This window comes from Stenotrophomonas sp. 17(2023) (genome assembly GCF_030345315.1).
Taxonomy (GTDB): Bacteria; Pseudomonadota; Gammaproteobacteria; order Xanthomonadales; family Xanthomonadaceae; genus Stenotrophomonas; species Stenotrophomonas acidaminiphila.
This window is the reverse complement of record NZ_CP128405.1, coordinates 718,260-740,085: the sequence shown is the minus strand read 5'-3', so window position 1 is coordinate 740,085 and position 21,826 is coordinate 718,260. Positions and strand designations below refer to the sequence as shown.

Here is a 21,826-nt window from a genome sequence, read left to right as displayed (position 1 = left end):
CATGAACCGCATCTATCGTCTTGTGTTCAACCACGCCCTGGGCCAGGTCCAGGTGGCCTCCGAGCTCGGCGCCTCGCCCCGCGCGAAGACCGGGGCCACGCGCCACCTGCCGGCAGGCGTGCGCCTGACCCCGCTGGCGCTGGGCCTGCTGCTGTCCGTCGGCAGCCTCGGCGTGATGGCCCAGTCACTGCCGGGCGGCGGCAGCATCGTTTCCGGCAGTGGCCAGATCGGCGCACCCGACGGCAACCAGCTGGTCATCAACCAGGCCAGCGACAAACTGGCGATCAACTGGCAGAGCTTCAACATCGGTGCCGGGCAGAAGGTCACCTTCAACCAGCCCGGCGCGAACGCGATCGCGCTCAACCGCGTACTCGGCGTCGACGGCTCCCTGATCATGGGCCAGCTGGACGCCAATGGCCGGGTCTTCCTGGTCAATCCCAACGGCGTACTGTTCGGCGCCAGCGCCCAGGTGAACGTCGGCGGTCTGGTCGCCTCCACCCTGGGCATCAGCGACGCCGACTTCGCCGCCGGCAACTACCGCTTCAAGGGTGACGGCCGCAATGCGGCGGTGATCAACCACGGCTCGCTCAACACCAGCGCAGGCGGCGCCATTGCCCTGCTCGGCGGCAGGGTCAGCAACCACGGCGTGATCGTCGCCAACCAGGGCAGCGTGGCGCTGGCCGCCGGCGATGCCATGACCCTGGACTTCGCCGGCAACGGCCTGCTCAACCTGCGGGTCGATGAGGCCATGGTCGATGCCCTGGTGGAGAACCACCAGTTGATCAAGGCCGATGGCGGCCAGGTGCTGCTCACCGCCCACGCCGGCGATGCCCTGCTCAAGACCGTGGTCAACAATACCGGGGTGATCGAAGCCCGCACGGTGGGCGAGAAGGACGGCAGGATCCTGCTGATGGGCGACTTCGATGGCGGCGTGGTGAACGTCGCCGGCACCCTCGATGCCAGTGCCCCGGACGGCGGTGATGGCGGCTTCATCGAGACCAGCGGCGCCCACGTGAAGATCGCCGACGACGTCAGGATCACCACCCTGGCGCCCAACGGCAAGACCGGCGAGTGGCTGATCGACCCGTACAACGTGACCATTTCCAACGGCACAAGCTCCGGCATGGGCGGTTTCAACGGCAACGCCAACGACAGCGTGCTCAACGTCACCACCCTCAGCAACGCCCTGGCCAGCACCGGGGTGACGGTGACCACCGGCGTCGGCGGCAGCCAGGCCGGCAACATCACCGTGGACGCGCCCATCAGCTGGAGCGCCAACACCGTGCTGTCGCTCAACGCCGCCGGCAGCATCATCATCAACAAGGACATCACCGCCACCGGCAACAACGCCGGGCTGTCGCTGTCCTACAGCGGCAGCTACAGCCTGAACAAGGGCGCCCGCGTGACCCTGTCCGGCAGCAATGCCAGCCTCAGCCTGGCGGGCACCGGCTACGTCCTGATCCATGACATCGGTGCGTTGCAGAACATCACCAGCACCGGCTTCTACGCCCTGGGCAACGACATCGACGCCAGCGCCACCGCCAGCTGGAACGGCGGTGCCGGCTTCAACCCGCTGGACGGGGCGAGCACCAACTTCGCCGGCCTTGGCCACAGCATCGACAAGCTGACCATCAACCGCGGGCTGGAGAACGACGTCGGGCTGTTCCGCACCGTGAGCGGCAACGTTCGTGACCTGACCCTGTCCAATGCCCGCATCACCGGCCAGATGAACGTCGGCGGCATCGCCGCCACCCTCGGCGGCACCCTCAGCAACGTTCACATGACCGGCAGCGTGTCCGGCTCCAGCGCCTTCGTCGGCGGCCTGGCCGGCACGGTCAACAACGGCATCATCCGCTACTCGTCCTCTGCCGCCGACGTGACCGGCCTGACCGTGGTGGGTGGGCTGGCGGGCAGCGTGCAGAGCATTGCCATGGCCGACTCCTATGCCACCGGCTCGGTCACCGCCACGGTCAGCAACACCAGCGCGTTTGCGGGCGGGCTGCTGGGCGAGGTGATCTCCAGCGCGACGCTGACCAACACCTACGCCAGCGGCAAGGTCACCGGCTACACCACCACCGGCGGCCTGATCGGTGGCGGCTACCTGCCGACCATCATCGTCAACAACAGCTACTGGGACATCAACAGCACCGGCCAGTCCAGCTCGCTGGGCGGCGGCACCGGGCTGTCCAGCGGAGTGCGCAACCAGTCGACCTACACCGGCTTCGACTTCACCAACATGTGGGTGATGTTCGAAGGCGATACCCGGCCGATGCTGCGCAACGAATACTCCACGACCATCTTCACCCCCCACGCCCTGCAACTGATGGGGCTGGACCTTAATGCCAATTACCGGCTGGGCACCGACCTGAGCCTGTCCAGCGCCATGGCCGCCAGTGGCGGCTACTACGGCGAGGTATGGGGTGCGTCGGGCTTCCGCCCGGTCGGCAGCAACGCACAGCAGTTCACCGGCAGCTTCAACGGACAGGGCCACAGCATCAGCGGCCTGGTCATCAACCGCGCGGCCACCGACTATGTCGGCCTGTTCGGCTACACCTCCGGCGCGACCCTGGCCAACGTCAGGCTGGTGGGCGGCAACGTCACCGGCAGAGACAACGTCGGTGCCCTGGTCGGCTACATGCAGGGCGGCACCCTCGGCAACGCGTCGGCCAGCACCACGGTCAGCGGCACCAGCACCAGCGAAGCCAACACCGGCGGGCTGGTGGGCACCAACGACGGCGGCGCCATCGCCGATGCCTCCGCCACCGGCAATGTCACCGGGGCCGGCTACCAGGTCGGTGGCCTGGTCGGCTTCAACGTCAACGGCGGCAGCATCACCCGCTCCCATGCCACCGGCAACGTCACCGGCACCAACACGACCGCCAACCTCGGCTATGTCGGTGGCCTGGTGGGCGCCAACGGCTACAGCGGCGATGGCGGTTCCATCAGCCAGTCCTACGCCACCGGCACGGTGAGGGCGTCGTCGGGGCCGGTCGGCGGCTTCGTCGGCCACAACGAAGGCAGCATCACCGACTCCTACGCCACCGGCGCGGTGATCGGCCAGGGCTCTGCGAGCAACATCGGCGGCTTCGCCGGGGTCAACTTCATCAACGGCACCATCAGCAACAGCTACTCTACCGGCTACGTCGCCGGCGGCACCCAGCTGGGCGGCTTCGTCGGCTACAACAACGGCACCAATGGCGCCATCAGCAACGCCTACTGGAACACCCAGACCAGTGGCCAGTCGCTGGCCGCAGCCGGTGGCCTGGTAAACGGGATCACCGGGCGTACCACCGCACAGCTCCAGGGGGGCTTGCCGGCCGGTTTCTCCGCGTCCATCTGGGGCACCGGCGCCAACCTCTACCCGTATTTCGGCTGGCGCTACGGCACCACGCCCATCGCCATCAGCGGCAAGGCCTTCGGCAATGCCGGTGCCGCCGCCCTGGCGGGCGCGACGCTGACCGCCGTGTCCGGCGGCGTGGCCATCGGCAGCGCCAGCAGCGGGGCGGACGGCTACTACTACATCCTCGGCGATGCCAGCAGCCTGGACGCCAATGGCGCCATCGCCTACCTGGACGGCAACGTCGACACCGGCGCCGGCTTCGGCGACGTGATCGGCGCCAACGGCATCCAGGGGCTGGACGTCTACAGCGCCGCCATGCGTCTGTTCACCGGCCAGGGCAGCCTCTCGGCGACCCGCAGCCGCTACCTGGCCGCGCGCGGCAGCTATGCCGACAGCGACCTCGCCTTCCTCTCGTACGGCGACTTCGCGAACCTCACCAGCAGCGGCTACGGCCTCTACCTGGCGGCCAGCGCCGCCAGCTACAGCCTGGACACCAACCTCGGCTCCGGCGGCCTGCTCAGCCTCGACAGCGGCGGCACCTTCGGCATCAGCGGCACCCGCCAGTTGTCGGCAGGCGGCAACCTCAGCGTCGCCGACCGCCTGCTCTGGGGCGACAACGCCGGGCTGACCCTCGCCACCAGCAACGGCGGCAACGTCGTGCTGGGCGATGGCATCGATGCGGCCAACGGCAGCCTGGCCCTGTCCGCTGCCGGCACCATAACCAGCAACGGGGGCGTCAACCTCGGCGTGCTGGATCTCACCGGCGGCACCTGGCGCCAGCTGGCGGCCAGCCTGCCCGGCTTCAACGTCACCGACTTCCGCCTCGGCGCCGGCGCCACCTTCGTGCGCGCGCTGGGTGGCGATGGCAGCACCGCCACGCCGTACCGCATCACCGATGTCTACGGCCTGCAGGGCCTGGCGTCGACCAGCCTGGCGGGCAGCCGCTTCGTCCTGGCCAACGACATCAACGCCTCCAGCAGCGCGCTGTGGAACAGCGGCACCGGCTTCCTCTCCATCGGCAGCCTGGCCACCCCCTTCAGCGGCCGGCTCGACGGACAGGGACATCGCATCAGCGGCCTGGTCATCAACCGTCCGGGCAGTACCTACAGCGGCCTGTTCGGCTACAACGCCGGCTACGTCGGCAACCTCAACCTGGTGGGCGGCAGCGTGGCCGGCGGCAGCTACAGCGGCGCCGTGGTGGGCTACAACGCCGCCGGCGGGGTTATCGAGCGGGTCAGCAGCGACACCACCGTCACCGGCACGGGCAATGTCGGCGCCCTGGTCGGCAGCAACGCCGGAACCCTCAGCGAGTCGCTGGCCACGGGCAGCGCCGGCGGCGGCCTCAATGGTGGCGGCCTGGCCGGCAGCAACGCCAGCACCGGCGTCATCCGCGACAGCTACGCCACCGGCAGCGCCCAGGGCAGCGCCACCGCGGGCGGCCTGGTCGGGTTCAACGACGGCAGCCTGCTGCGTGTCTATGCCACCGGCACGGCCAGTTCCAGCGTGGGCGCGGTCGGCGGCCTGGTGGGCAGCAATGTCGGCACCGCCACCGGCAGCTTCTGGAACACCAGCAGCAGCGGCCTGGCCCAGGGCGTCGGCGCCGGCAACGGCAGCGGCATCTCCGGGTTGACCAGCGCCCAGCTCACCAGCCTGGCGCCCTTCGTGGCGGCCGGCTGGAGCATCGACGACGCCGGTGGCACCGGCGCCACCTGGCGCATGTACGAGGGCCACAGCGCGCCGCTGCTGCGCAGCTTCATGACCACGCTCAGCGTCAATGCCGGCAACGTCAGCAAGACCTACGACGGCAGCGCCAGCAGCAGCGTCGGCGCCCTGGTGTTCCCCATCGGCTACGACCCCGCGCTGGTGTCCGGCAGCGCCGTCTACACCGCCAGCAGCGCCAACGCCGGCACCTACACCGGCGCCAACCTGCGTGCCAGCGGGCTCTATTCCAGCCAGTTCGGCTATGACATCGAGCTGCTCGCCGGCACCCTGACCATCGGCAAGGCCGGCCTGACCATCGCCGCCAACAACGGCAGCAAGACCTACGGCCAGGCGGGCGGTGTCAATGGCTTCAGCGCCAGCGGCCTGGTCAACGGCGACACGGTGTCCTCGGTCCAGCTGGCCTCGGCCGGCACCGCGGCCACCGCCAACGTCGGCAACTACACCATCACCGCCAGCAATGCCGCGGGCAACGGCCTGTCCAACTACGACATCACCTACGTCAACGGTACCCTGACCATCGGCAAGGCCGGGCTGACCATCACCGCCAACAACGGCAACAAGACCTACGGCCAGGCAGGCGGTACCAACGGCTTTACCGCCAGCGGCCTGGTCAACGGCGACACCGTGTCTTCGGTCCAGCTGGCCTCGGCCGGCACCGCGGCCACCGCCAACGTCGGCAACTACACCATCACCGCCAGCAATGCCGACGGCAGCGGCCTGTCCAACTACGACATCAGCTACGTCAACGGCACCCTGAGCATCGGCAAGGCCGGGCTGACCATCACCGCCAACAACGGCAGCAAGGCCTATGGCCAGACCGGCGGCATCAACGGCTTCACCGCCAGCGGCCTGGTCAACGGCGACACGGTGTCCTCGGTCGAGCTGGCCTCGGCCGGCACCGCGGCCACCGCCAGCGTCGGCAACTACACCATCACCGCGAGCAACGCCGACGGCAGCGGCCTGTCCAACTACGACATCACCTATGTCAACGGCACCCTGACCATCGGCAAGGCCGGGCTGACCATCACCGCCAACAACGGCAGCAAGACCTATGGCCAGACCGGCGGCATCAACGGCTTCACCGTCAGCGGCCTGGCCGACGGCGACACGGTGTCCTCGGTCCAGCTGGCCTCGGCCGGCACCGTGGCCACCGCCAACGTTGGTGACTACACCATCACCGCGAGCAATGCCGATGGCAGCGGCCTGTCCAACTACGACATCACCTACGTCAACGGCACCCTGAGCATCGGCAAGGCCGGCCTGATCATCACCGCCAACAACGCCAGCAAGACCATTGGCCAGCGCTCACCGCTCAACGGCTACACGGCGCAGGGCCTGGTCAACGATGACACCATCGACGCGGTCAGGCTGTTCAGCGACGGCAGTGGCGTGAACGCCCAACCTGGCAGCTACGCCATCCTCGCCAGCGATGCGCAGGGTGCACGGCTGGGCAACTACGACATCACCTATCGCGAAGGAACGCTGGAGGTCACGGGCATATCCGTCGCGCAGAACCTGCAGGTTGGCCGCGAAGTGGCGGCCAATCTGCGCACACCCGCAACCCGCCAACCCACCCGCTCGTCCGACGCGGCGTTGTACCGCTTGACCGGCTCGGCCATCGCACCGGCCAGCGACGCCTGTACTTCCCTGGAGGAGATCCGCTGCCCCATTCGTCAGCCCGAATGACTGCCGGGCGGTGAATGGAAAAGGCGCATCTCCCGATGCGCCTTTTCCTTGTCAGGCGCACCATCGCCACCGCTCCACAGTTGAAACACGCTGGTCAGCGAGACCGGCTCGAACTGCAATGAGCAACCCGCAGGCGGGCCGGCCTTGCAGCGGGTGCGGGGGGCCGGAGCCTAAGCGCCGGCGATCAGCAATCGACTGCGCGGCCTGCTGGTCGAGTCCGGCGTATTGCCTGCCGGGGTGTCCAGCCCAGCGGCGCAGGCTCGGCACGCCTTTTCAGCGTCCGCTTGTCGGCGATGCCCTGTTGTGCGACCCGTGTGCAGACTGGCAGCGGATGCACGGGCACCTGCCGGACCGGGACCAGGCGATCAGTGCACATGCGATATGCGGTTGGCTCGCCTGCCCGATCCGCATGGAACACCCTGGCCTGAGCGTCACCCGCATCCAGGGCATCGGGCTGTTTGCCGCACCAGGTGGATTCCAGCGCATCTGCCTGGTGCACGCCTGCAACACACGCGGGTTCACGGGTATGCGATCCATGCCTCCCGGCTCGGCACGGTCCATGCCTCGCCCCACGCGCGGGCGCCCACGCCCGGGGACGAGGACGGGGACGGATTCAGCCGCCGCAACCGCCGCAGCACTCGGATGGCACCCGCTCCAGCTGCGCGGCATTGATCACCAACCCGCCCCGGCCCAGCGCCGGCAGCAGGGTGGGCTCGTCGAGCAGGGTGGAGATGCGCAGCACCCGGCTCAGCGGCTCGATATCCAGCAGCACGGAAGGGTCGGCGTCCTGCAGCGCGTCTTCCAGCACCCGCAGGTCCGGCGCCGGGCCGGACAATGAAATCCTGAATTGCGTCATCGACATACTCCCGGGGCGTTACACGCGACCGGCGGCCCGCCCCGCGGCCGTCCCGGCGGCGGGCGACCGACCGTGCCCGCCCGCCGAATACTGCGTGTCCGCGACGCTGGCCGCCCTGACCGGGGTCAAGCCGCGACGCGACCGCCGCCGGTACCGCTCACTGCGGCGACAGCAGCGCGTCGTCCAGCGCAGCGGCGCGCTGCCAGGCCGGGCGCGCGCGCAGGCGCTCACCGTAGCCGGCGAACGCCTCCCGCTCGGGCAGGGTCTTGAACATCGTGCCCCACAGCACCTGGCTGCCCAGGTAGACGTCGGCGGCGCTGAAACGCTCGCCCAGCAGCCAGGGCGCGGCGCCTGCAGCAGCCTTCTCCAGCGTATCGGCCATCTGCTCGAAACTGCCATAACCGACCGTGCCCGCCTTGTCCGGCGGCGCCAGCAGGCCGAACGCCTTGGCGCTGACCGCGGCCTCCACCGGCCCGGCGGCGAAGAACAGCCGGCGGAAATAACTGCCGCGCAGCGGGTCGTCCTGTGCAGGCGCCAACCCGGCCCGCGGGAACGCATCGGCCAGGTAGCTGCAGATGGCCGCGGCCTCGGTCACCGCCACCACGCGGTGGACGATGGCCGGCACCTTGCCCATCGGGTTGATCGCCAGGTAGGCCGGCGACTTCATGCTCTCGCCGTAACCCAGCACTTCGGTGCGGTACGGTTGCCCGACCTCCTCCAGCATCCAGCGCACGATGCGGCCGCGCGATTGCGGGTGGGTGTAGAAGACGATCTCGTCCGTCGTGTCGCCCATGCGCCTGCCTCGGTCAAGGAAGCCGGCAGTCTAGCAACGCGCCAGAGTGCCGGATCAGTAGGCGAACTCGCGGAACACCGGGTCGACGCTGCCGTTCCATGCCCCATGGAACAGGTCCAGCTTGCGTTCGGCGGCGGTCTTGCCCGAGTCCACGATCTCCTGCAGCACGTCGAGGAAACGGGTCTCGTCCTGGCCGTCGCCGTTGAGCGCGGCGCGGCGGCGCAGGCCCTCGCGCGAGATCTCCAGCGCGCGCCGCGCCAGGTCGCGCACGCTGCCCCCGCGGAACGGCAGGTGCAGCGCCAGCCGCGGCACGCCGTCGCGCAGCGCATGGCGCTCGGCCAGGCTGAAATCCTTGACCAGGTCCCAGGCCGCATCCAGCGCGGCATCGTCGTACAGCAGGCCCACCCAGAACGCCGGCAACGCGCAGATCCGGCTCCACGGGCCGCTGTCGGCGCCGCGCATTTCCAGGTACTTCTTCAGCCGCACCTCGGGGAAGGCGGTGGTCATGTGGTCGGACCAGTCGCGCAGCGTCGGCAGCGCGCCCGGGAGTACGTCCAGCTGCCCCTTGAGGAAGCGACGGAACGACTTGCCGCTGGCGTCGTGGTAGACGCCGTCGCGGTAGGAGAAGTACATCGGCACGTCGAGCAGGTAGTCGACGTAGCGCTCGTAGCCGAAGCCGTCCTCGAACACGAAGTCGAGCATGCCGGTGCGGTCGGCATCGGTGTCGGTCCAGATGTGCGAACGGTAGCTGAGGTAGCCGTTCGGCGCGCCTTCGGTGAACGGCGAATCGGCGAACAGCGCGGTGGCGATCGGCTGCAGCGCGAGCGACACCCGGAACTTCTTCACCATGTCCGCCTCGGAGGCGTAGTCCAGGTTGACCTGGACCGTGCTGGTGCGGGTCATCATGTCCAGGCCGAGCGAGCCGACCCGGGGCATGTACTCGCGCATGATGCGGTAGCGGCCCTTGGGCATCCACGGCATGTCAGCGCGCGTCCACTTGGGCTGGAAGCCCATGCCCAGGAAGCCGAGCTGCAGTTCGCCGGCCACCTGCGCCACCTCGTTGAGGTGGGTGCCGGTTTCCACGCAGGTCTGGTGGATGCTCTCCAGCGCGCCGCCGGACAACTCGAGCTGGCCGGCCGGCTCCAGCGTCACCGAGGCGCCGTCGCGCAGCAGCGCGATGGTGTTGCCCGGCCCCTGATCGACACGTTCCTGCACCGGCTCCCAGCCGAAACGGGTCAGCCCGGTCAGCAGCGCCTGGATGCCGCGCTCGCCCTCGAACGTCGGCGGGCGCAGGTCGTCCAGGCGGAACCCGAACTTCTCGTGCTCGGTGCCGATGCGCCACTGCGGGCGCGGCTTCTCGCCGGAAGCGATCACCTCCACCAGCTGCGAGCGGTCGGTAATGGGCGTATCGGCAACGTGGCTGGGGCTCGACAAGGGCTGGCTCGCAGTATTCTGGCTGGGCGGGAAATGGGGGCCTTCCCCCGGCATCACAAGAACCGGCCCGCAGTCCGTCGCGCTCGTCCCCGCGCCCCGTCCAGCGCCGGCAAGGCGCGCATCCACGCACGCTGCGCCTGCTCGGCTCCGCCACGGGCCACCGGCCCTCGCCCGCGATGGATCGCGAACAGCTCCCGAGCGCGCACTATATCGCGGCCCCCAGCGGCGGCATGTCGCGGTGACGGTTTTCAGCATCCCACCGGCGGCGACTTGACCGGCCCCGCCAGCGCGGCTGCGAGTCGTTTTCACCAACGGTCCACGTGCCGTCCTACACTGCGGCCATGAAACCGACCCGGCACATCGAAACCCATCGCTCCGAACGTGTCGGCTGGCTGCGCGCCGCCGTGCTCGGGGCCAACGACGGCATCGTCTCGGTCGCCGGCCTGGTGGTCGGCATCGCCGCCAGCGGCGCGTCAGCCTCCACCATCCTGGCCACCGGCGTCGCCGGCACCGTGGCCGGCGCCATGTCGATGGCCGCCGGCGAGTACGTCTCGGTGCAGTCGCAGGCCGATACCGAGCAGGCCGACCTGGCGCTGGAACGCCGCGAGCTGCGCGAAGACCCGCATACCGAACTGGAAGAACTGGCCGGCATCTACCGGCGGCGCGGGCTGACGCCCGAACTGGCGCACGAGGTGGCCGTGCAGCTCACCGCGCACGACGCGCTCGGCGCGCACGCGCGCGACGAGCTGGGCATCACCGAGGAACTGCGCGCGCGGCCGCTGCAGGCGGCGCTGGCCTCGGCGGGCGCGTTCGTCGTCGGTGCGATCCTGCCGGTGCTGACCGCGCTGCTTGCGCCCTACGCCTACGTTGCGCAGATCACCACCGTTTCCACCCTGCTCGGCCTGTGCATCACCGGCGCGATGGCCGCCCATGCCGGCGGTGCGTCGCGCCTGCGCGGCGCACTGCGGGTGGTGTTCTGGGGTGCGCTGGCGATGGGCGCGGCGGCGGTCATCGGCAACCTGTTCGACACCCACCTCGCCGGTTGATGGCGCCCTTGGCGGCGGCCCCCCACGCGCTGCTGGAACGGCTGGCGACACTGGCCGACTGCCAGAACGCCGGCGACTATGCCTGCATCACCGCGCGCCGCGAACACGGCGCGTCCTCGGTCGAGATCCCGCGGCCGCAGTTCGCCATCCTGCTGCAGGGACGCAAGCACGTCCGTACCGCGCAGCAGGTGCTGGAGTTCGGCCCCGGCGACCTGTTCCTGATCACCCGCCGCTGCCGGATCGACGTGGTCAACGTGCCCGACCCCGACAGCGGCCTGTATCTCAGCGCCATCGTGCCGCTGTGCGACGAAGTGCTGTCCGCCACGCGCAGCCTGTGGAGCGGGCCGCTGCCGGACGCCGGCGACCCGCTGGCGCGGCTGTCGCTGGCCGCGCATGGCACCGAGCTGCTGCAATGGCGCCAGGCACTGGAGCACGGCGACTACACCTCGGCGCGGCTGGCGCTGGCCACGATGACCGTGGCGTTCTGCGCGTCCGGCCACGGCAGCCTGCTGGTCGCGCCGGAACCCGGCCTGGGCGAGCGCATCCGCGACCTGGTTGCCGCCCAGCCCGGACGCAGCTGGCAGTCGCGCGATTTCGAACAGCACCTGGGCATCAGCGGTGCCACCCTGCGCCGGCGCCTGGCCAGCGAACGGCTCGGCCTGCGCGAACTCATCGGCGATGCCCGGCTGGCGCAGGCGATGCAGCTGCTCTACACCACCCGCCTGCCGCTGAAGACGGTGGCCGCGCGCGTCGGCTACCGCTCGCTGTCCAGCTTCAGCCGGCGCTTCTGCGAACGCTACGGGATGGACCCGTCCGCCATCGGCAACCACTGACGGCGCGGCAGCGGTGAGCGGATCGCGCCGCATTCCGAGCGCATCGCAGGCATGGCCGGCGGCAACATGGCGGCTCCGCGGCAATGCCGCCCCTGACGGAACCGCCCATGCCCCGCGCTGCCCTTCGCCCCCTCGCCCTGGCCCTGCTGCTGGCCACCGCCGGCGCCCACGCCGGCACCACGCATGTCCCGCGCACACAGGTCCCCGGCGTGTATCACCAGCAGATCGGCGACGTGCGCGTAACCGCGCTGTTCGACGGCACCGTGGCCCTGCCGCGGCAGGCGCTCACCGGCATCGCCCCGGGCGTGGTCACCCGCCTGCTCGAGCACGGCTACGTGCCCGAGGACGGCAAGGGCCTGCAGACCGCGGTCAACGCCTACCTGGTACAGCGCGGTGGCCACCTGGCGCTGGTCGATACCGGGGCCGCGCAGTGCTTCGGCCCCGGCCTGGGCCAGGTACTGGCCAACCTGCGCGCCGCCGGCTATGACCCGGCCGAGGTCGACGACGTGCTGCTGACCCACGCCCACCCGGACCACCTGTGCGGGCTGCTCGACGCCGACGGCAAGCCGGCGTTCGCCAACGCCACGGTGTGGTTGTCGCAGGCCGATGCCGGCTACTGGCTGGACCCGGCCAGCGAAGCCGGCGCGCCGCAAGCACTGCGTTTCGCCTTCCCGATGGCGCGCAGCGCGGTGGCGCCGTATGCCGCGGCCGGGCGCCTGCGACCTTTCGTCGCAGGCGATGCCCTGCCCGCCGGCATTACCGCGCTGGACAGCCACGGCCACACCCCGGGCCATGTCTCCTGGCGGATCGACGGCGGCGACGGCCAGCAACTGCTGGTCTGGGGCGACATCGTGCACTTCCACGCGGCCCAGTTCGCACGGCCCGATGCCAGCTACGAAGCCGACAGCGACCGCACGGCTGCCATTGCCAGTCGCCGCCGGCTGATGGCCGAGGCCGCGGCGGGCGGATGGTGGGTGGCCGGCGCGCACCTGCCGTTCCCCGGCCTGGGGCACGTGCGCCGGGAGGGCACGGCATTCGCCTGGGTGCCGGGCGAGTTCTCGCCGCTGTGACACGCGCGCGCTGCGCGCTGGCGGCCCACGGTCCGCGCCGCAGACCGCGGGCCCCCTGACTCAGGGGGCTGTGCCCCCGCCACGTTCCAGCCTGGCCGGGCGATGGAACGGCAGGCACCGGGCGGGTGCGTGACGCGTGGCACGTGGTGCATGGGAACGGGCTGGAGTGCCCGCCTGGTGCCGGCGTTACAGGCCCAGCCAGCCGCCGATCACTGCGCGGGCCTCGTCCACGCCCTGTTTCGACTCGCCGGAGAAGGTCTGCACGCTGACCAGGTCGCCGAACGCGGCGGCCAGGTCCTTGCGCACCTTCTGCAGGGTCTGCCCCTGCTGGCCGCGGCCGAGCTTGTCGGCCTTGGTCAGCAGCGCATGCGCCGGCAGCCCGCGCTGCACCGCATAGGCCAGCATCTGCCGGTCGTAGTCCTTGAGCGGGTGGCGGATGTCCATCACCACCACCAGCCCCTTGAGCGCGTCGCGGGTGCGGAAGTAGTTGTCGATGAAGGCCTGCCAGTGCGCCTGCAGTTCCTGCGGGACCTTGGCGTAGCCGTAGCCGGGCAGGTCGACCAGGTGCGCCTCGGGCGTGACCTGGAAGTACACCAGTTGCTGGGTGCGGCCCGGCGTCTTGGAGACGCGGGCCAGCGCGTTCTGGCGGGTCAGCGCGTTGAGCGCGCTGGACTTGCCGGCGTTGGAGCGCCCGGCGAATGCCACCTCGGCCCCTTCGTCCGGCGGCAATTGCCGGGCATTGTGGGCCGAAAGCAGATAACGGGCGCGTTCTAGGAGCTGTGACATGCGCATAGGATCGCACGCCGGGGGCTCCGCTGGCGCCCGTGCGTTGACCCTGCCATGAATCGGCGTGGATAATCCGGTCGATGCCGGCGCAGACCTGCCCGGCCCGTTCCACACGGAGCTTCTGCATGCGCCACGCTCGTGTCCTAGCCGTTTCTGCCCTTGTCATCCCGCTGATCGCCGTCGTCGCGTTCGCACAGAGTTCGGTCACGCCCGTGCCCGACAACGCGCCGGTGCAGACCGCACCGCTGGAGATCGACCTCAGCAAGACCCTGCCCGGCGACGCCGAGGCCGGCGAAGGCAAGGCACAGGCCTGCGCTGCCTGCCATGGCGCCGACGGCAACTCCGCCGTGGAGATGTATCCGCGGCTGGCCGGCCAGAGCGAGCGCTACATCGCCCGCCAGCTGGCCCTGATCGCCGGCGGCCAGCGCACCGAAGGCGCGGTCGCCGCCATGCTGCCGTTCGTGCAGGGCATGACCGCGCAGGACATGCGTGACATCGGCGCCTTCTTCGCCCGCCAGAAGTCCGGCGCCGGCGTGGCCGACGACACCGCCATCGCCGACGGCCCGTATGCCGGCATGAAGTTCTACGAAATCGGCCAGAAGCTGTACCGCAATGGCGATGCCAGCCGCGAGATCCCGGCGTGCATGGCCTGCCACGGCCCGACCGGCGCCGGCAATCCCGGCCCGGCCTACCCACACATCGGCGGCCAGCACGCCATGTATGTCACCCAGCGCCTGCAGCACTACCAGGCGGGCCAGACCCAGGAAACCGATCCGTCGCAGTTCCGGATCATGGCCCAGGTGGCCGGCAAGCTCACCGAGCAGGAAATCCAGGCGCTGGCCAGCTACGTGCAGGGCCTGCATGCGCGCGCCGACGACGTGGCCGTGGCCGCGGCCCGTTGAGCACCTGACGGTACCGGTCGCCACGGCGACGGGCCGCCTTGTTCCCGGATACGCCGACCCCTGCGGTCGGCGTCTCTTTTTCCAGCTGGAGACTCTCGATGACGTACTTCCTTCGCCTGTTCCCTCTGCTGCTGGCCCTGCTGCTGCCGCTGACCGCCTGTGCCGCCGACGGCACCACGCCGGTGGAAGGCCGGGACTATGAGCTGATCGCCGAGCCCGGCCCGTTCGCGCCGCTGGCCGGCAAGATCGAGGTGGTCGAGGTGTTCGGCTACCCCTGCATCCACTGCGCCCACTTCGAGCCCCTGCTTGAGGCCTGGGTCGCCAGGCTGCCGGCCGACGTCCGCTTCACCGCGGTGCCCGCTGCCTTCGGCGGCCATTGGGACGCCTATGCACGCGCCTTCTACGCCGCCGAGCAGACCGGTGTGCTCAAGCGCAGCCACGCCGATGTGTTCAAGGCCCTGCACGAGCGGGGCAGCCTGCCGATGCAGAACGTGTCGCCGGATGAACTGGCGACCTTCTATGCCGCCTACGGGGTACAGCCGCAGCGCTACACCGATGCGCTGCGCAGCGAGCAGACCGATGCCAGGGTGAAGGCCGCGCGCGCCTTTGCCATGCGCGTACGGGTGCCCGGTACGCCGGCGCTGGTCGTCAACGGCAAGTATCTGGTCAAGGGCCGCAGCTTCGAGGACCAGCTGCGCATCGCCGGCGCCCTGGTGGAGCGCGAGCGCGCGGCCGCCCGGCGCCGCTGAGCCCGCGACGGAACCTTCCGCGAACCGGTTCAGCCGCTGCCGCGGATAATGTCATCATGCGCCCCGCGGTCGCCGCTGGCGGCCTGACGACCCGACGAATCCCTGCTGGAGATCCACCCATGAAGATCCGTTTCGTACTGGCCCTGGCGGCCCTGCTCCCGTTGATGGTGGCCTGCAAGGCCCAGGACGGCTCCGCCGACGCCGTCGCGCCGGCCGCCGAGCAGCCGGCTGCCGCCCCCGCCCCGGCCGCCGAAGCCGCAGCCGAAGGCACCGCCACGCCGGCAGCATCCGGCGAGCAGGCCGCCGCCGCGCAGAACGCGGAGAACACCCCGGTACCGGCGCAGGCGCGCCTGGTCGGCCCCGAGCCGGTGGCCGGCACCGATTACCTGGTGATCGACGGCGGCCAGCCGATCCAGCCGGCAACCGGCAAGATCGAAGTGGCCGAGGTCTTCGGCTACGTCTGCCCGGCCTGCGCGCGCTTCCAGCCGCTGATCGGGCCGTGGAAGGCGGGCCTGCCGTCGGACGTCAACTTCGTCTACGTGCCTGCCATGTTCGGCAGCATGTGGGATGACTACGGCCGCGCCTTCTATGCCGCAGAGGCGCTGGGCGTGCAGGAGAAGACCCACGACGCGCTGTACTCGGCCATCCACGTCGAGCAGTCGCTCAAGGGCGAGCTGGGCCGCGATTCGGTCGAGGACATCGCCAACTTCTACGCCAAGTTCGGCGTCAACCCGAAGACCTTCGCCGACACCATGGGCAGCTTCTCGGTGGTGGCCAAGACCAATCGCGCCAAGCAGTTCGCCCAGCGCAGCAAGATCACCGGCACGCCGTCGCTGATCGTCAACGGCAAGTACCTGGTCAAGGGCAAGAGCTACGAGGACATGCTGCGCATCGCCGACCACCTGATCGCACGCGAACGCGCCGCCAACGCCAAGTAATGTATCAAGGGCCTCGTCGACACGAGGCCCTTGTTCCACCGCCGTGAAATCCCCCACCCACACCCTGCGCCTGCTCACGGCCAACATCCAGGCCGGCTCCAGCACGCGCCGCTACAGCGACTACGTGACCCGCAGCTGGTCGCACGCGCTGCCGTCGGGCAGCAAGCGCTCCAGCCTGGACGCGATCGCCAAGCTCGCCAGTGGCCGCGACATCGTCGGCCTGCAGGAGGCCGATCCCGGCAGCCTGCGCTCGGGCTTCACCAACCAGACCCACTACCTGGCCCAGCGCGCCGGCTTCAACTACTGGAGCCACCAGCCCAACCGGCGCATGGGCGGCGTCGCCTCCAGCGCCAATGGCCTGCTCAGCCGGCTGGAGCCGGTGGAAGTGCAGGATCACGCCCTGCCCGGCCGCATCGGTGGCCGCGGCGTGCTGCTGGCCCGCTTCGGCGACGGCCGCGAGGGGCTGGCGGTCGCCGTCGCGCACCTGTCGCTGGGGGTGGGTTCGCGCCTGTCGCAGCTGGATTTCATCGCCGACCTGATGTCCGACTACCCCAACGCGGTGCTGATGGGCGATTTCAACTGCAAGGCCGAGCGCCCGGAAATGCAGGTGCTGTACCGCAAGACGCGGTTGCAGCCGCCCGGCTGCCTGGTGCCCACCTTCCCCAGCTGGCGCCCGGACCGGGCCATCGACCACATCCTGGTCAGCGACAGCCTGCGCACGCTCGAGACCGGCGCCGTCGCCGCGGCCCATTCGGACCATCTGGCGGTGGAGATGCAGGTCGAGGTACCGGGCAACAGCCTGCGCTGATCCGGCCGCACCCGGCCATGCCTCCGGCGCGGCCTGGCCCGGCACGCCGGGCCGTACTGTTGATCTCACGTCACCACGGCTGCCGCGGGCGGCGGCCGGCGCCGTGCGGTCGCCGCGCTGCCCACCGAAGCCAGCACCGTGCAGCCGATCGCCAGCCACTGCAGGCCGGACAGCTGTTCGTGCAGCAGCAGCAGGGCCCACAACGCGGCCACCGCCGGCTCCATGCTGATCAGGATGCCGAAGGTCTCCTTCGGCAGGCGCTTGAGCGCCATCATCTCCAGCGACATGGGGATCGCGCTGGACACCACCGCCACCAGCAGCCCGGCCAGCAGGATCGACGGCTGCAGCAGTGCCGTGCCGGCATGGGCCACGCCTACCGGCACCACCACCAGCGCCGCGACCGCCACGCCCAGCGATACCGAGTGCCCGGCATGCAGGTGCCCGGCACGCTTGCCGAACACGATGTACAGCGCCCAGCAGGCCGCGGCACCCAGCGCATACAGCACGCCGGCCACGTCCAGCGCCGGTCCGCCGCTCAACGGCAGCAACAGCAACAGCCCGGCCAGCGCGCAGCCGACCCACAGGAAATCGATCGGTCGCCGCGAGGAGAACATCGCCACCGCCAGCGGTCCGATGAACTCGATGGCCACCGCGATGCCGAACGGAATCGTACGCAGCGCCATGTAGAACAGCAGGTTCATCACCCCCAGCGCCAGCCCGTAGCGCAGGATCGCGACGCCGTCGACGCGGCTGGTATGCCAGCGCCAGGGCCGCCACAACAGCAGCAGGAACAGCGCCGAGAAGCCCACGCGCAGCGCGCTGGTGCCCTGGGCGCCGATCAGCGGGAACAGGTGTTTGGCATAGGACGTGCCGATGGCCAGCGAAGTCACCGAGCCGAGCACCGCCAGCGCCGGCAACAGTGGCGCGAATCGGGAAGTCTGCATGGGCGTAGTGTAGTGCGCCTGCGCCCGGCGGCGCCGCGCCGCGGGCCGCCCATCACCACGGGCGGCCCGGCAAACCCCTCATCGCAGGAAGGCGATGCGTTCCATCCGTGCGTTGTCGGCCGCCGCCAGCACCTTGGCCATCGTGTCGTACTCGGCATCGGGGCTGGCATCGATGCGCAGTTCCGGCAGGTTGCCGGCATGCAGTCGCGCCTGCTCCTGCAGCCGCGACTGCAGCGCGGCGATCGGCAGCGCCTGGCCATTCCAGGTGAGCTGGTTGGCCGCATCCACCCGCAACTCGATCGGCGGTGGCGGATCCACGCGCGGCACCTGGCGGGTAGTGGACTGCGGCAGGTCCACCGGAATCGGCCAGGACACCAGCGGCGCGGTGACGATGAAGATGATCAGCAACACCAGCATCACGTCCACCAGCGGCGTGACGTTGATATCGGCGATCGGCCCGGAACTTCCAGCTGCACTGAATGCCATGCTCCGCTCCTTCGGCGAGGCGGCACGCCTCGCAATCGACACTACGCCGCCCGCACCCGCGGTCAGCAGACTGCTGGAGACCGGCGTTCAGCCACCGTTGCGGCTCACGGGCTGGCCGCGGGCCACGTTCATGCACGAGCCGGGATCGCCGCGGCGCTGTTGACGAGCGCCCGGCTATGCTTTGCCGATGAAACGGAATATCTGCCTGCTGCCTTTCGCCGCGTCCCTGCTGCTGGCCTGTACCGGCACCGGCGCACAGACCCTCGACGCCCAGCGCGCCGCCATGCGCGTGGCCATCGACAACGCCGAACGCGGCCAGTTCGATGCCGCCGCGACCGCGGGCCTGCGCAACCACCCGCTGTACGGCTGGCTCGAGTACAGCGCGCTGCGTCGTGGCATCGACACCGTGGACACGCCGCAGGCGCTGGACTTCCTCAAGCGCTACCAGGGCCAGGCCGTGGCCGATGCGTTCCGCGCCGCGTGGCTGCCGGCGCTGGCGCGGCGCCAGGACTGGCCGACCCTGCTCGCCAACTGGCGGCCCAGCAACGACCCCGGCCTGCAGTGCGCCGAGCTCAACGCACGCCTGGCCACCGGCAAGGCCGATGCCGGCTGGATCCGCGATGCGCAGGCGTTGTGGCGCAGCAGCGGCAAGTCCCTGCCCGATGCGTGCGACCCGGTGTTCGCCGGCCTCGCCGAGCGCGGCGGGCTGACACCGGCGCTGCGCTGGGAACGCATCGATGCGGCCGCCGACGCACAGCAGCCCGGGGTGATGCGCGCGGCCGCACGCGGCCTGCCCGCCGCCGAGCTGGCACAGGCCAACGACTACGCCGCCTTCGTCGACAAGCCCGACGCACGCGCCCTGAACTGGCCCAGGACCGAGCGCAGCCGCCGCATCGCCACCGATGGCCTGGCCAGGCTGGCGCGGACCGACCCCGATGCCGCCGAACGGCAGCTGCCGCAGTACGCGCAGGCACTGGCGCTGGATGCCGGGCAACAGGCGCAGGTGCGCTACCAGATCGCGCTGTGGACGGTGGCCTCGTACCTGCCGGACTCGGCGCGGCGATTGGCCGCGGTACCGGAATCGGCGTACGACGAACGCCTGCACGAATGGCGCGCGCGCGAAGCGATGGCGCGCGGCGACTGGCCCTCGGCGCTGGCCGCGATCCGCGCGATGCCCGCGGGCCAGCGTGGAGACTCGCGCTGGCGCTGGTTCGAGGCGCGGCTGCTGGAAAAGACCGGCAGGGCCGCGGAGGCGGCGCCGCTGTACCGCGCCGTCGCCACCGAACCGACCTTCCACGGCTTCCTCGCCGCGGACAAGCTGCGCCAGCCCTATGCACTGTGCCCGTGGAACCCCGGCAGCGACGCGCAGACGCGTGCGGCGGTGGCCCGCGACCCCGCACTGGTGCGGGCGCTGGAGCTGTTCCGCATCGACCGCGCCACCTGGGCCGCGCGCGAATGGGCCGACGCGCTGTCGCGGTTCGACGATACCCGGCGCCGGCTCGCCGTCGAAGTGGCGGGTGAAGCGGGCTGGTTCGACCGCGCCGTGTTCGCCCTCAAGGGGCCGCAGGAGATGCGCCTGTACGCGCTGCGCTTCCCGCTGTACCACGACGACACCATCCGCCGCGAAGCGGCGCGCAACGCGCTGGACCCGGCGTGGGTCGCCGCCGAGATCCGCGCCGAGAGCACCTTCAACCCCAACGCGCGCTCGCCGGCCAACGCCCTCGGATTGATGCAGGTGCTGCCCGCCACCGGCGCCAGCGTCGCCAGGCGGATCGGGCTGAGCGGCTACGGCGGCGCGGCCAGCCTCTATGATCCGGACACCAACATCGCCATCGGCACCGCCTACCTGCGGCAGCTGCTGGACACCTACGGCGGCCTGCCCTACGTCACCATCGCCGCCTACAACGCCGGGCCCACGCCGACGGCGCGCTGGCAGTCGCAGCGGCCCGGTTTCGACCCCGACTTCTGGATCGAGACCATCAGCTACAAGGAGACGCGCGAGTACGTCGCACGCGTGCTTGCGTTCAGCGTGATCTACGACTGGCGCCTCAACGGCAAGGCGGTGCCGCTGGGCGACCGCATCGCCGGCCGCAACGTCCCGGCCTCGCGCGGCTTCGCCTGCCCGGCAGTGAAGGACGGCGCATGAAGACCTACCTGGTCGGCGGCGCGGTCCGCGACCGGCTGCTGGGGCTGGATGCGGGCGACCGCGACTGGGTGGTGGTCGGCGCCACCCAGCAGGAGATGGAGGCACGTGGCTTCAAGGCCGTCGGCCGCGACTTCCCGGTGTTCCTGCACCCGCATACCGGCGAGGAACACGCGCTGGCGCGCACCGAGCGCAAGAGCGGGCGCGGCTACCGCGGCTTCGTCGTCGACGCCGATCCGTCGGTGACGCTGGAACAGGACCTGCAACGCCGCGACTTCACCATCAATGCCATCGCCTGCGACGAGGACAGCGGCGCGCTGGTCGATCCCTGGGGCGGCGCGCGTGACATCCAGGCGCGGGTGCTGCGCCACGTCGGCCCGGCCTTCGTCGAGGATCCGCTGCGGGTACTGCGCGCGGCACGGTTCATGGCGCGCTTCGCACCGCTGGGGTTCACCCTCGCCCCGGAAACCGCCGTGCTGATGCGGGAGATCGCCGCCAGCGGCGAACTGGACGCGCTGGTACCCGAACGCATCTGGCAGGAACTGCGCAAGGCGCTGCGCGCAGCGCGCCCTTCGGCGTTCCTGCGCACCCTGCACGATACCGGCGCGCTGGCACCGATCCTGCCGGAAGTGGCCGCGCTGTACGGCATCCCGCAGCGCATCGAGTTCCACCCGGAAGTCGACACCGGGGTGCATCAGGAAATGGTCAGCGACATGGCCGCGCGGCTGGCGCCGGGCGACGACCTGGTCGGCTTCGCCGCGCTCACCCACGATCTCGGCAAGGCGCTCACCCCGGCAGACCAGCTGCCGCGCCATGTCATGCACGAACAGCGCGGGCTGAAGCCGCTGGCGGCGCTGTGCGACCGGCTGCGGATTCCCGCCGACCACCGCCAGCTGGCCGCGGCGGTGTGCCGGGAGCACCTCAACGTGCACCGCATCGACGAGCTGCGCGACGCCACCGTGCTGGAACTGCTCCAGCGCTGCGACGGCTTCCGTCGCCCGGAACGCATCGCGCAGATGGCGCTGGCCTGCGAATGCGACAAGCGCGGCCGGCTCGGCTTCGAGGACAGCGACTATCCCCAGCGTGCCACCCTGCTGCGCCTGCACGCCGCGGCGCTGGCGATCAACGCACGCGACCTCGCCGCCGAAGGCCTGAGCGGCCCGGCCGTGGGCGAAGCCTTGAAGCGGGCCCGGATCAACGCCATCGGCGCAGCCCGCTGAGGCGATGGAGGAGAAAAGCCGGGGTCAGAGTGCATTCTTCAAGGGAACTGGGCCCCGGCCCCGGTTTCTT

Annotated in this window: 16 protein-coding genes; 10 read left to right on the top strand and 6 right to left on the bottom strand. The window is 70.5% G+C overall.

Annotation, left to right across the window (positions count from 1 at the left end; genetic code table 11):
- Nucleotide 1: 1 nt before the first annotated feature.
- Nucleotides 2-6,748, top strand: coding sequence for an MBG domain-containing protein (locus QQA12_RS03175; protein WP_226050666.1), 6,747 nt, complete (start codon nt 2-4; stop codon nt 6,746-6,748).
- 613 nt (nt 6,749-7,361) lie between these two features.
- Here QQA12_RS03175 and QQA12_RS03170 read toward each other — a convergent pair.
- From QQA12_RS03170 to QQA12_RS03160, 3 genes are all read right to left on the bottom strand, one after another.
- Nucleotides 7,362-7,604 (bottom strand): hypothetical protein, encoded by a 243-nt coding sequence (locus QQA12_RS03170; protein ID WP_226050667.1) that lies wholly within the window; start codon nt 7,602-7,604, stop codon nt 7,362-7,364.
- A 157-nt stretch (nt 7,605-7,761) separates the two neighbouring features.
- Nucleotides 7,762-8,397, bottom strand: coding sequence for a glutathione S-transferase family protein (locus tag QQA12_RS03165; protein ID WP_226050668.1), 636 nt, complete (start codon nt 8,395-8,397; stop codon nt 7,762-7,764).
- A 54-nt stretch (nt 8,398-8,451) separates the two neighbouring features.
- On the bottom strand, nt 8,452-9,885 hold the full coding sequence (locus QQA12_RS03160) for a glutamate--cysteine ligase (protein ID WP_325167388.1): 1,434 nt from the start codon (nt 9,883-9,885) through the stop codon (nt 8,452-8,454).
- A gap of 287 nt (nt 9,886-10,172) precedes the next feature.
- Here QQA12_RS03160 and QQA12_RS03155 point away from each other — a divergent pair, with 287 nt between their 5' ends.
- The 3 genes from QQA12_RS03155 to QQA12_RS03145 all read left to right on the top strand — a co-directional run bounded on the left by QQA12_RS03155 (nt 10,173) and on the right by QQA12_RS03145 (nt 12,780).
- Nucleotides 10,173-10,877, top strand: a complete 705-nt coding sequence (locus tag QQA12_RS03155; protein WP_054663021.1) for a VIT family protein — start codon at nt 10,173-10,175, stop codon at nt 10,875-10,877.
- An 8-nt stretch (nt 10,878-10,885) separates the two neighbouring features.
- Nucleotides 10,886-11,710 (top strand): helix-turn-helix transcriptional regulator, encoded by an 825-nt coding sequence (locus QQA12_RS03150; RefSeq protein WP_313036488.1) that lies wholly within the window; start codon nt 10,886-10,888, stop codon nt 11,708-11,710.
- Between the two features lie 107 nt (nt 11,711-11,817).
- On the top strand, nt 11,818-12,780 hold the full coding sequence (locus tag QQA12_RS03145) for an MBL fold metallo-hydrolase (protein ID WP_226050670.1): 963 nt from the start codon (nt 11,818-11,820) through the stop codon (nt 12,778-12,780).
- Between the two features lie 186 nt (nt 12,781-12,966).
- Here QQA12_RS03145 and yihA read toward each other — a convergent pair whose 3' ends face one another.
- Complete coding sequence (yihA, locus tag QQA12_RS03140; protein WP_226050671.1) at nt 12,967-13,566, bottom strand: ribosome biogenesis GTP-binding protein YihA/YsxC; 600 nt, start codon at nt 13,564-13,566, stop codon at nt 12,967-12,969.
- 125 nt (nt 13,567-13,691) lie between these two features.
- Here yihA and QQA12_RS03135 point away from each other — a divergent pair, with 125 nt between their 5' ends.
- The 4 genes from QQA12_RS03135 (at nt 13,692) to QQA12_RS03120 (ending at nt 16,963) form a co-directional block, all read left to right on the top strand.
- Entirely contained in the window at nt 13,692-14,468 is a 777-nt protein-coding gene (locus tag QQA12_RS03135) for a c-type cytochrome (RefSeq protein ID WP_054663008.1), read from the top strand.
- 98 nt (nt 14,469-14,566) lie between these two features.
- Nucleotides 14,567-15,217, top strand: a complete 651-nt coding sequence (locus QQA12_RS03130; RefSeq protein WP_226050672.1) for a thiol:disulfide interchange protein DsbA/DsbL — start codon at nt 14,567-14,569, stop codon at nt 15,215-15,217.
- 119 nt (nt 15,218-15,336) lie between these two features.
- Nucleotides 15,337-16,155 (top strand): thiol:disulfide interchange protein DsbA/DsbL, encoded by an 819-nt coding sequence (locus QQA12_RS03125; RefSeq protein ID WP_054663002.1) that lies wholly within the window; start codon nt 15,337-15,339, stop codon nt 16,153-16,155.
- Nucleotides 16,156-16,225: 70 nt separating this feature from the next.
- The gene (locus QQA12_RS03120; RefSeq protein ID WP_182212923.1) at nt 16,226-16,963 is read left to right on the top strand and encodes an endonuclease/exonuclease/phosphatase family protein; all 738 of its coding nucleotides are present in this window, start codon (nt 16,226-16,228) and stop codon (nt 16,961-16,963) included.
- 65 nt (nt 16,964-17,028) lie between these two features.
- On the opposite strand, the gene QQA12_RS03115 is transcribed toward QQA12_RS03120, so the two are convergent.
- Both QQA12_RS03115 and QQA12_RS03110 read right to left on the bottom strand, forming a co-directional pair.
- Nucleotides 17,029-17,907 carry an EamA family transporter gene (locus tag QQA12_RS03115; RefSeq protein ID WP_054662996.1) on the bottom strand — a complete coding sequence of 293 codons (879 nt, stop codon included), beginning with the start codon at nt 17,905-17,907 and terminating at the stop codon, nt 17,029-17,031.
- Nucleotides 17,908-17,985: 78 nt separating this feature from the next.
- Nucleotides 17,986-18,393 carry a biopolymer transporter ExbD gene (locus QQA12_RS03110; protein ID WP_226050673.1) on the bottom strand — a complete coding sequence of 136 codons (408 nt, stop codon included), beginning with the start codon at nt 18,391-18,393 and terminating at the stop codon, nt 17,986-17,988.
- 187 nt (nt 18,394-18,580) lie between these two features.
- On the opposite strand from QQA12_RS03110, the gene QQA12_RS03105 reads away from it, so the two are divergent.
- Both QQA12_RS03105 and QQA12_RS03100 read left to right on the top strand, forming a co-directional pair.
- A complete protein-coding gene (locus tag QQA12_RS03105; protein ID WP_226050674.1) occupies nt 18,581-20,539 on the top strand; it encodes a transglycosylase SLT domain-containing protein in 1,959 nt (652 codons plus the stop codon).
- Nucleotides 20,536-21,756, top strand: coding sequence for a multifunctional CCA addition/repair protein (locus QQA12_RS03100; RefSeq protein WP_226050675.1), 1,221 nt, complete (start codon nt 20,536-20,538; stop codon nt 21,754-21,756). Before QQA12_RS03105 ends, QQA12_RS03100 begins: the two co-directional genes overlap by 4 nt.
- Nucleotides 21,757-21,826 lie beyond the last annotated feature (70 nt).

What these genes read in the sequence shown, in the direction of transcription:
- QQA12_RS03170 (WP_226050667.1), bottom strand. Translation starts at nt 7,604, where the DNA reads ATGACGCAATTCAGGATTTCATTGTCCGGCCCGGCGCCGGACCTGCGG.
- QQA12_RS03145 (WP_226050670.1), top strand. Translation starts at nt 11,818, where the DNA reads ATGCCCCGCGCTGCCCTTCGCCCCCTCGCCCTGGCCCTGCTGCTGGCC.
- QQA12_RS03105 (WP_226050674.1), top strand. Translation starts at nt 18,581, where the DNA reads ATGAAACGGAATATCTGCCTGCTGCCTTTCGCCGCGTCCCTGCTGCTG.
- QQA12_RS03115 (WP_054662996.1), bottom strand. Translation starts at nt 17,907, where the DNA reads ATGCAGACTTCCCGATTCGCGCCACTGTTGCCGGCGCTGGCGGTGCTC.
- QQA12_RS03155 (WP_054663021.1), top strand. Translation starts at nt 10,173, where the DNA reads ATGAAACCGACCCGGCACATCGAAACCCATCGCTCCGAACGTGTCGGC.
- QQA12_RS03160 (WP_325167388.1), bottom strand. Translation starts at nt 9,885, where the DNA reads ATGCCGGGGGAAGGCCCCCATTTCCCGCCCAGCCAGAATACTGCGAGC.
- QQA12_RS03135 (WP_054663008.1), top strand. Translation starts at nt 13,692, where the DNA reads ATGCGCCACGCTCGTGTCCTAGCCGTTTCTGCCCTTGTCATCCCGCTG.
- QQA12_RS03125 (WP_054663002.1), top strand. Translation starts at nt 15,337, where the DNA reads ATGAAGATCCGTTTCGTACTGGCCCTGGCGGCCCTGCTCCCGTTGATG.
- yihA (WP_226050671.1), bottom strand. Translation starts at nt 13,566, where the DNA reads ATGTCACAGCTCCTAGAACGCGCCCGTTATCTGCTTTCGGCCCACAAT.
- QQA12_RS03175 (WP_226050666.1), top strand. Translation starts at nt 2, where the DNA reads ATGAACCGCATCTATCGTCTTGTGTTCAACCACGCCCTGGGCCAGGTC.
- QQA12_RS03130 (WP_226050672.1), top strand. Translation starts at nt 14,567, where the DNA reads ATGACGTACTTCCTTCGCCTGTTCCCTCTGCTGCTGGCCCTGCTGCTG.
- QQA12_RS03110 (WP_226050673.1), bottom strand. Translation starts at nt 18,393, where the DNA reads ATGGCATTCAGTGCAGCTGGAAGTTCCGGGCCGATCGCCGATATCAAC.
- QQA12_RS03165 (WP_226050668.1), bottom strand. Translation starts at nt 8,397, where the DNA reads ATGGGCGACACGACGGACGAGATCGTCTTCTACACCCACCCGCAATCG.
- QQA12_RS03100 (WP_226050675.1), top strand. Translation starts at nt 20,536, where the DNA reads ATGAAGACCTACCTGGTCGGCGGCGCGGTCCGCGACCGGCTGCTGGGG.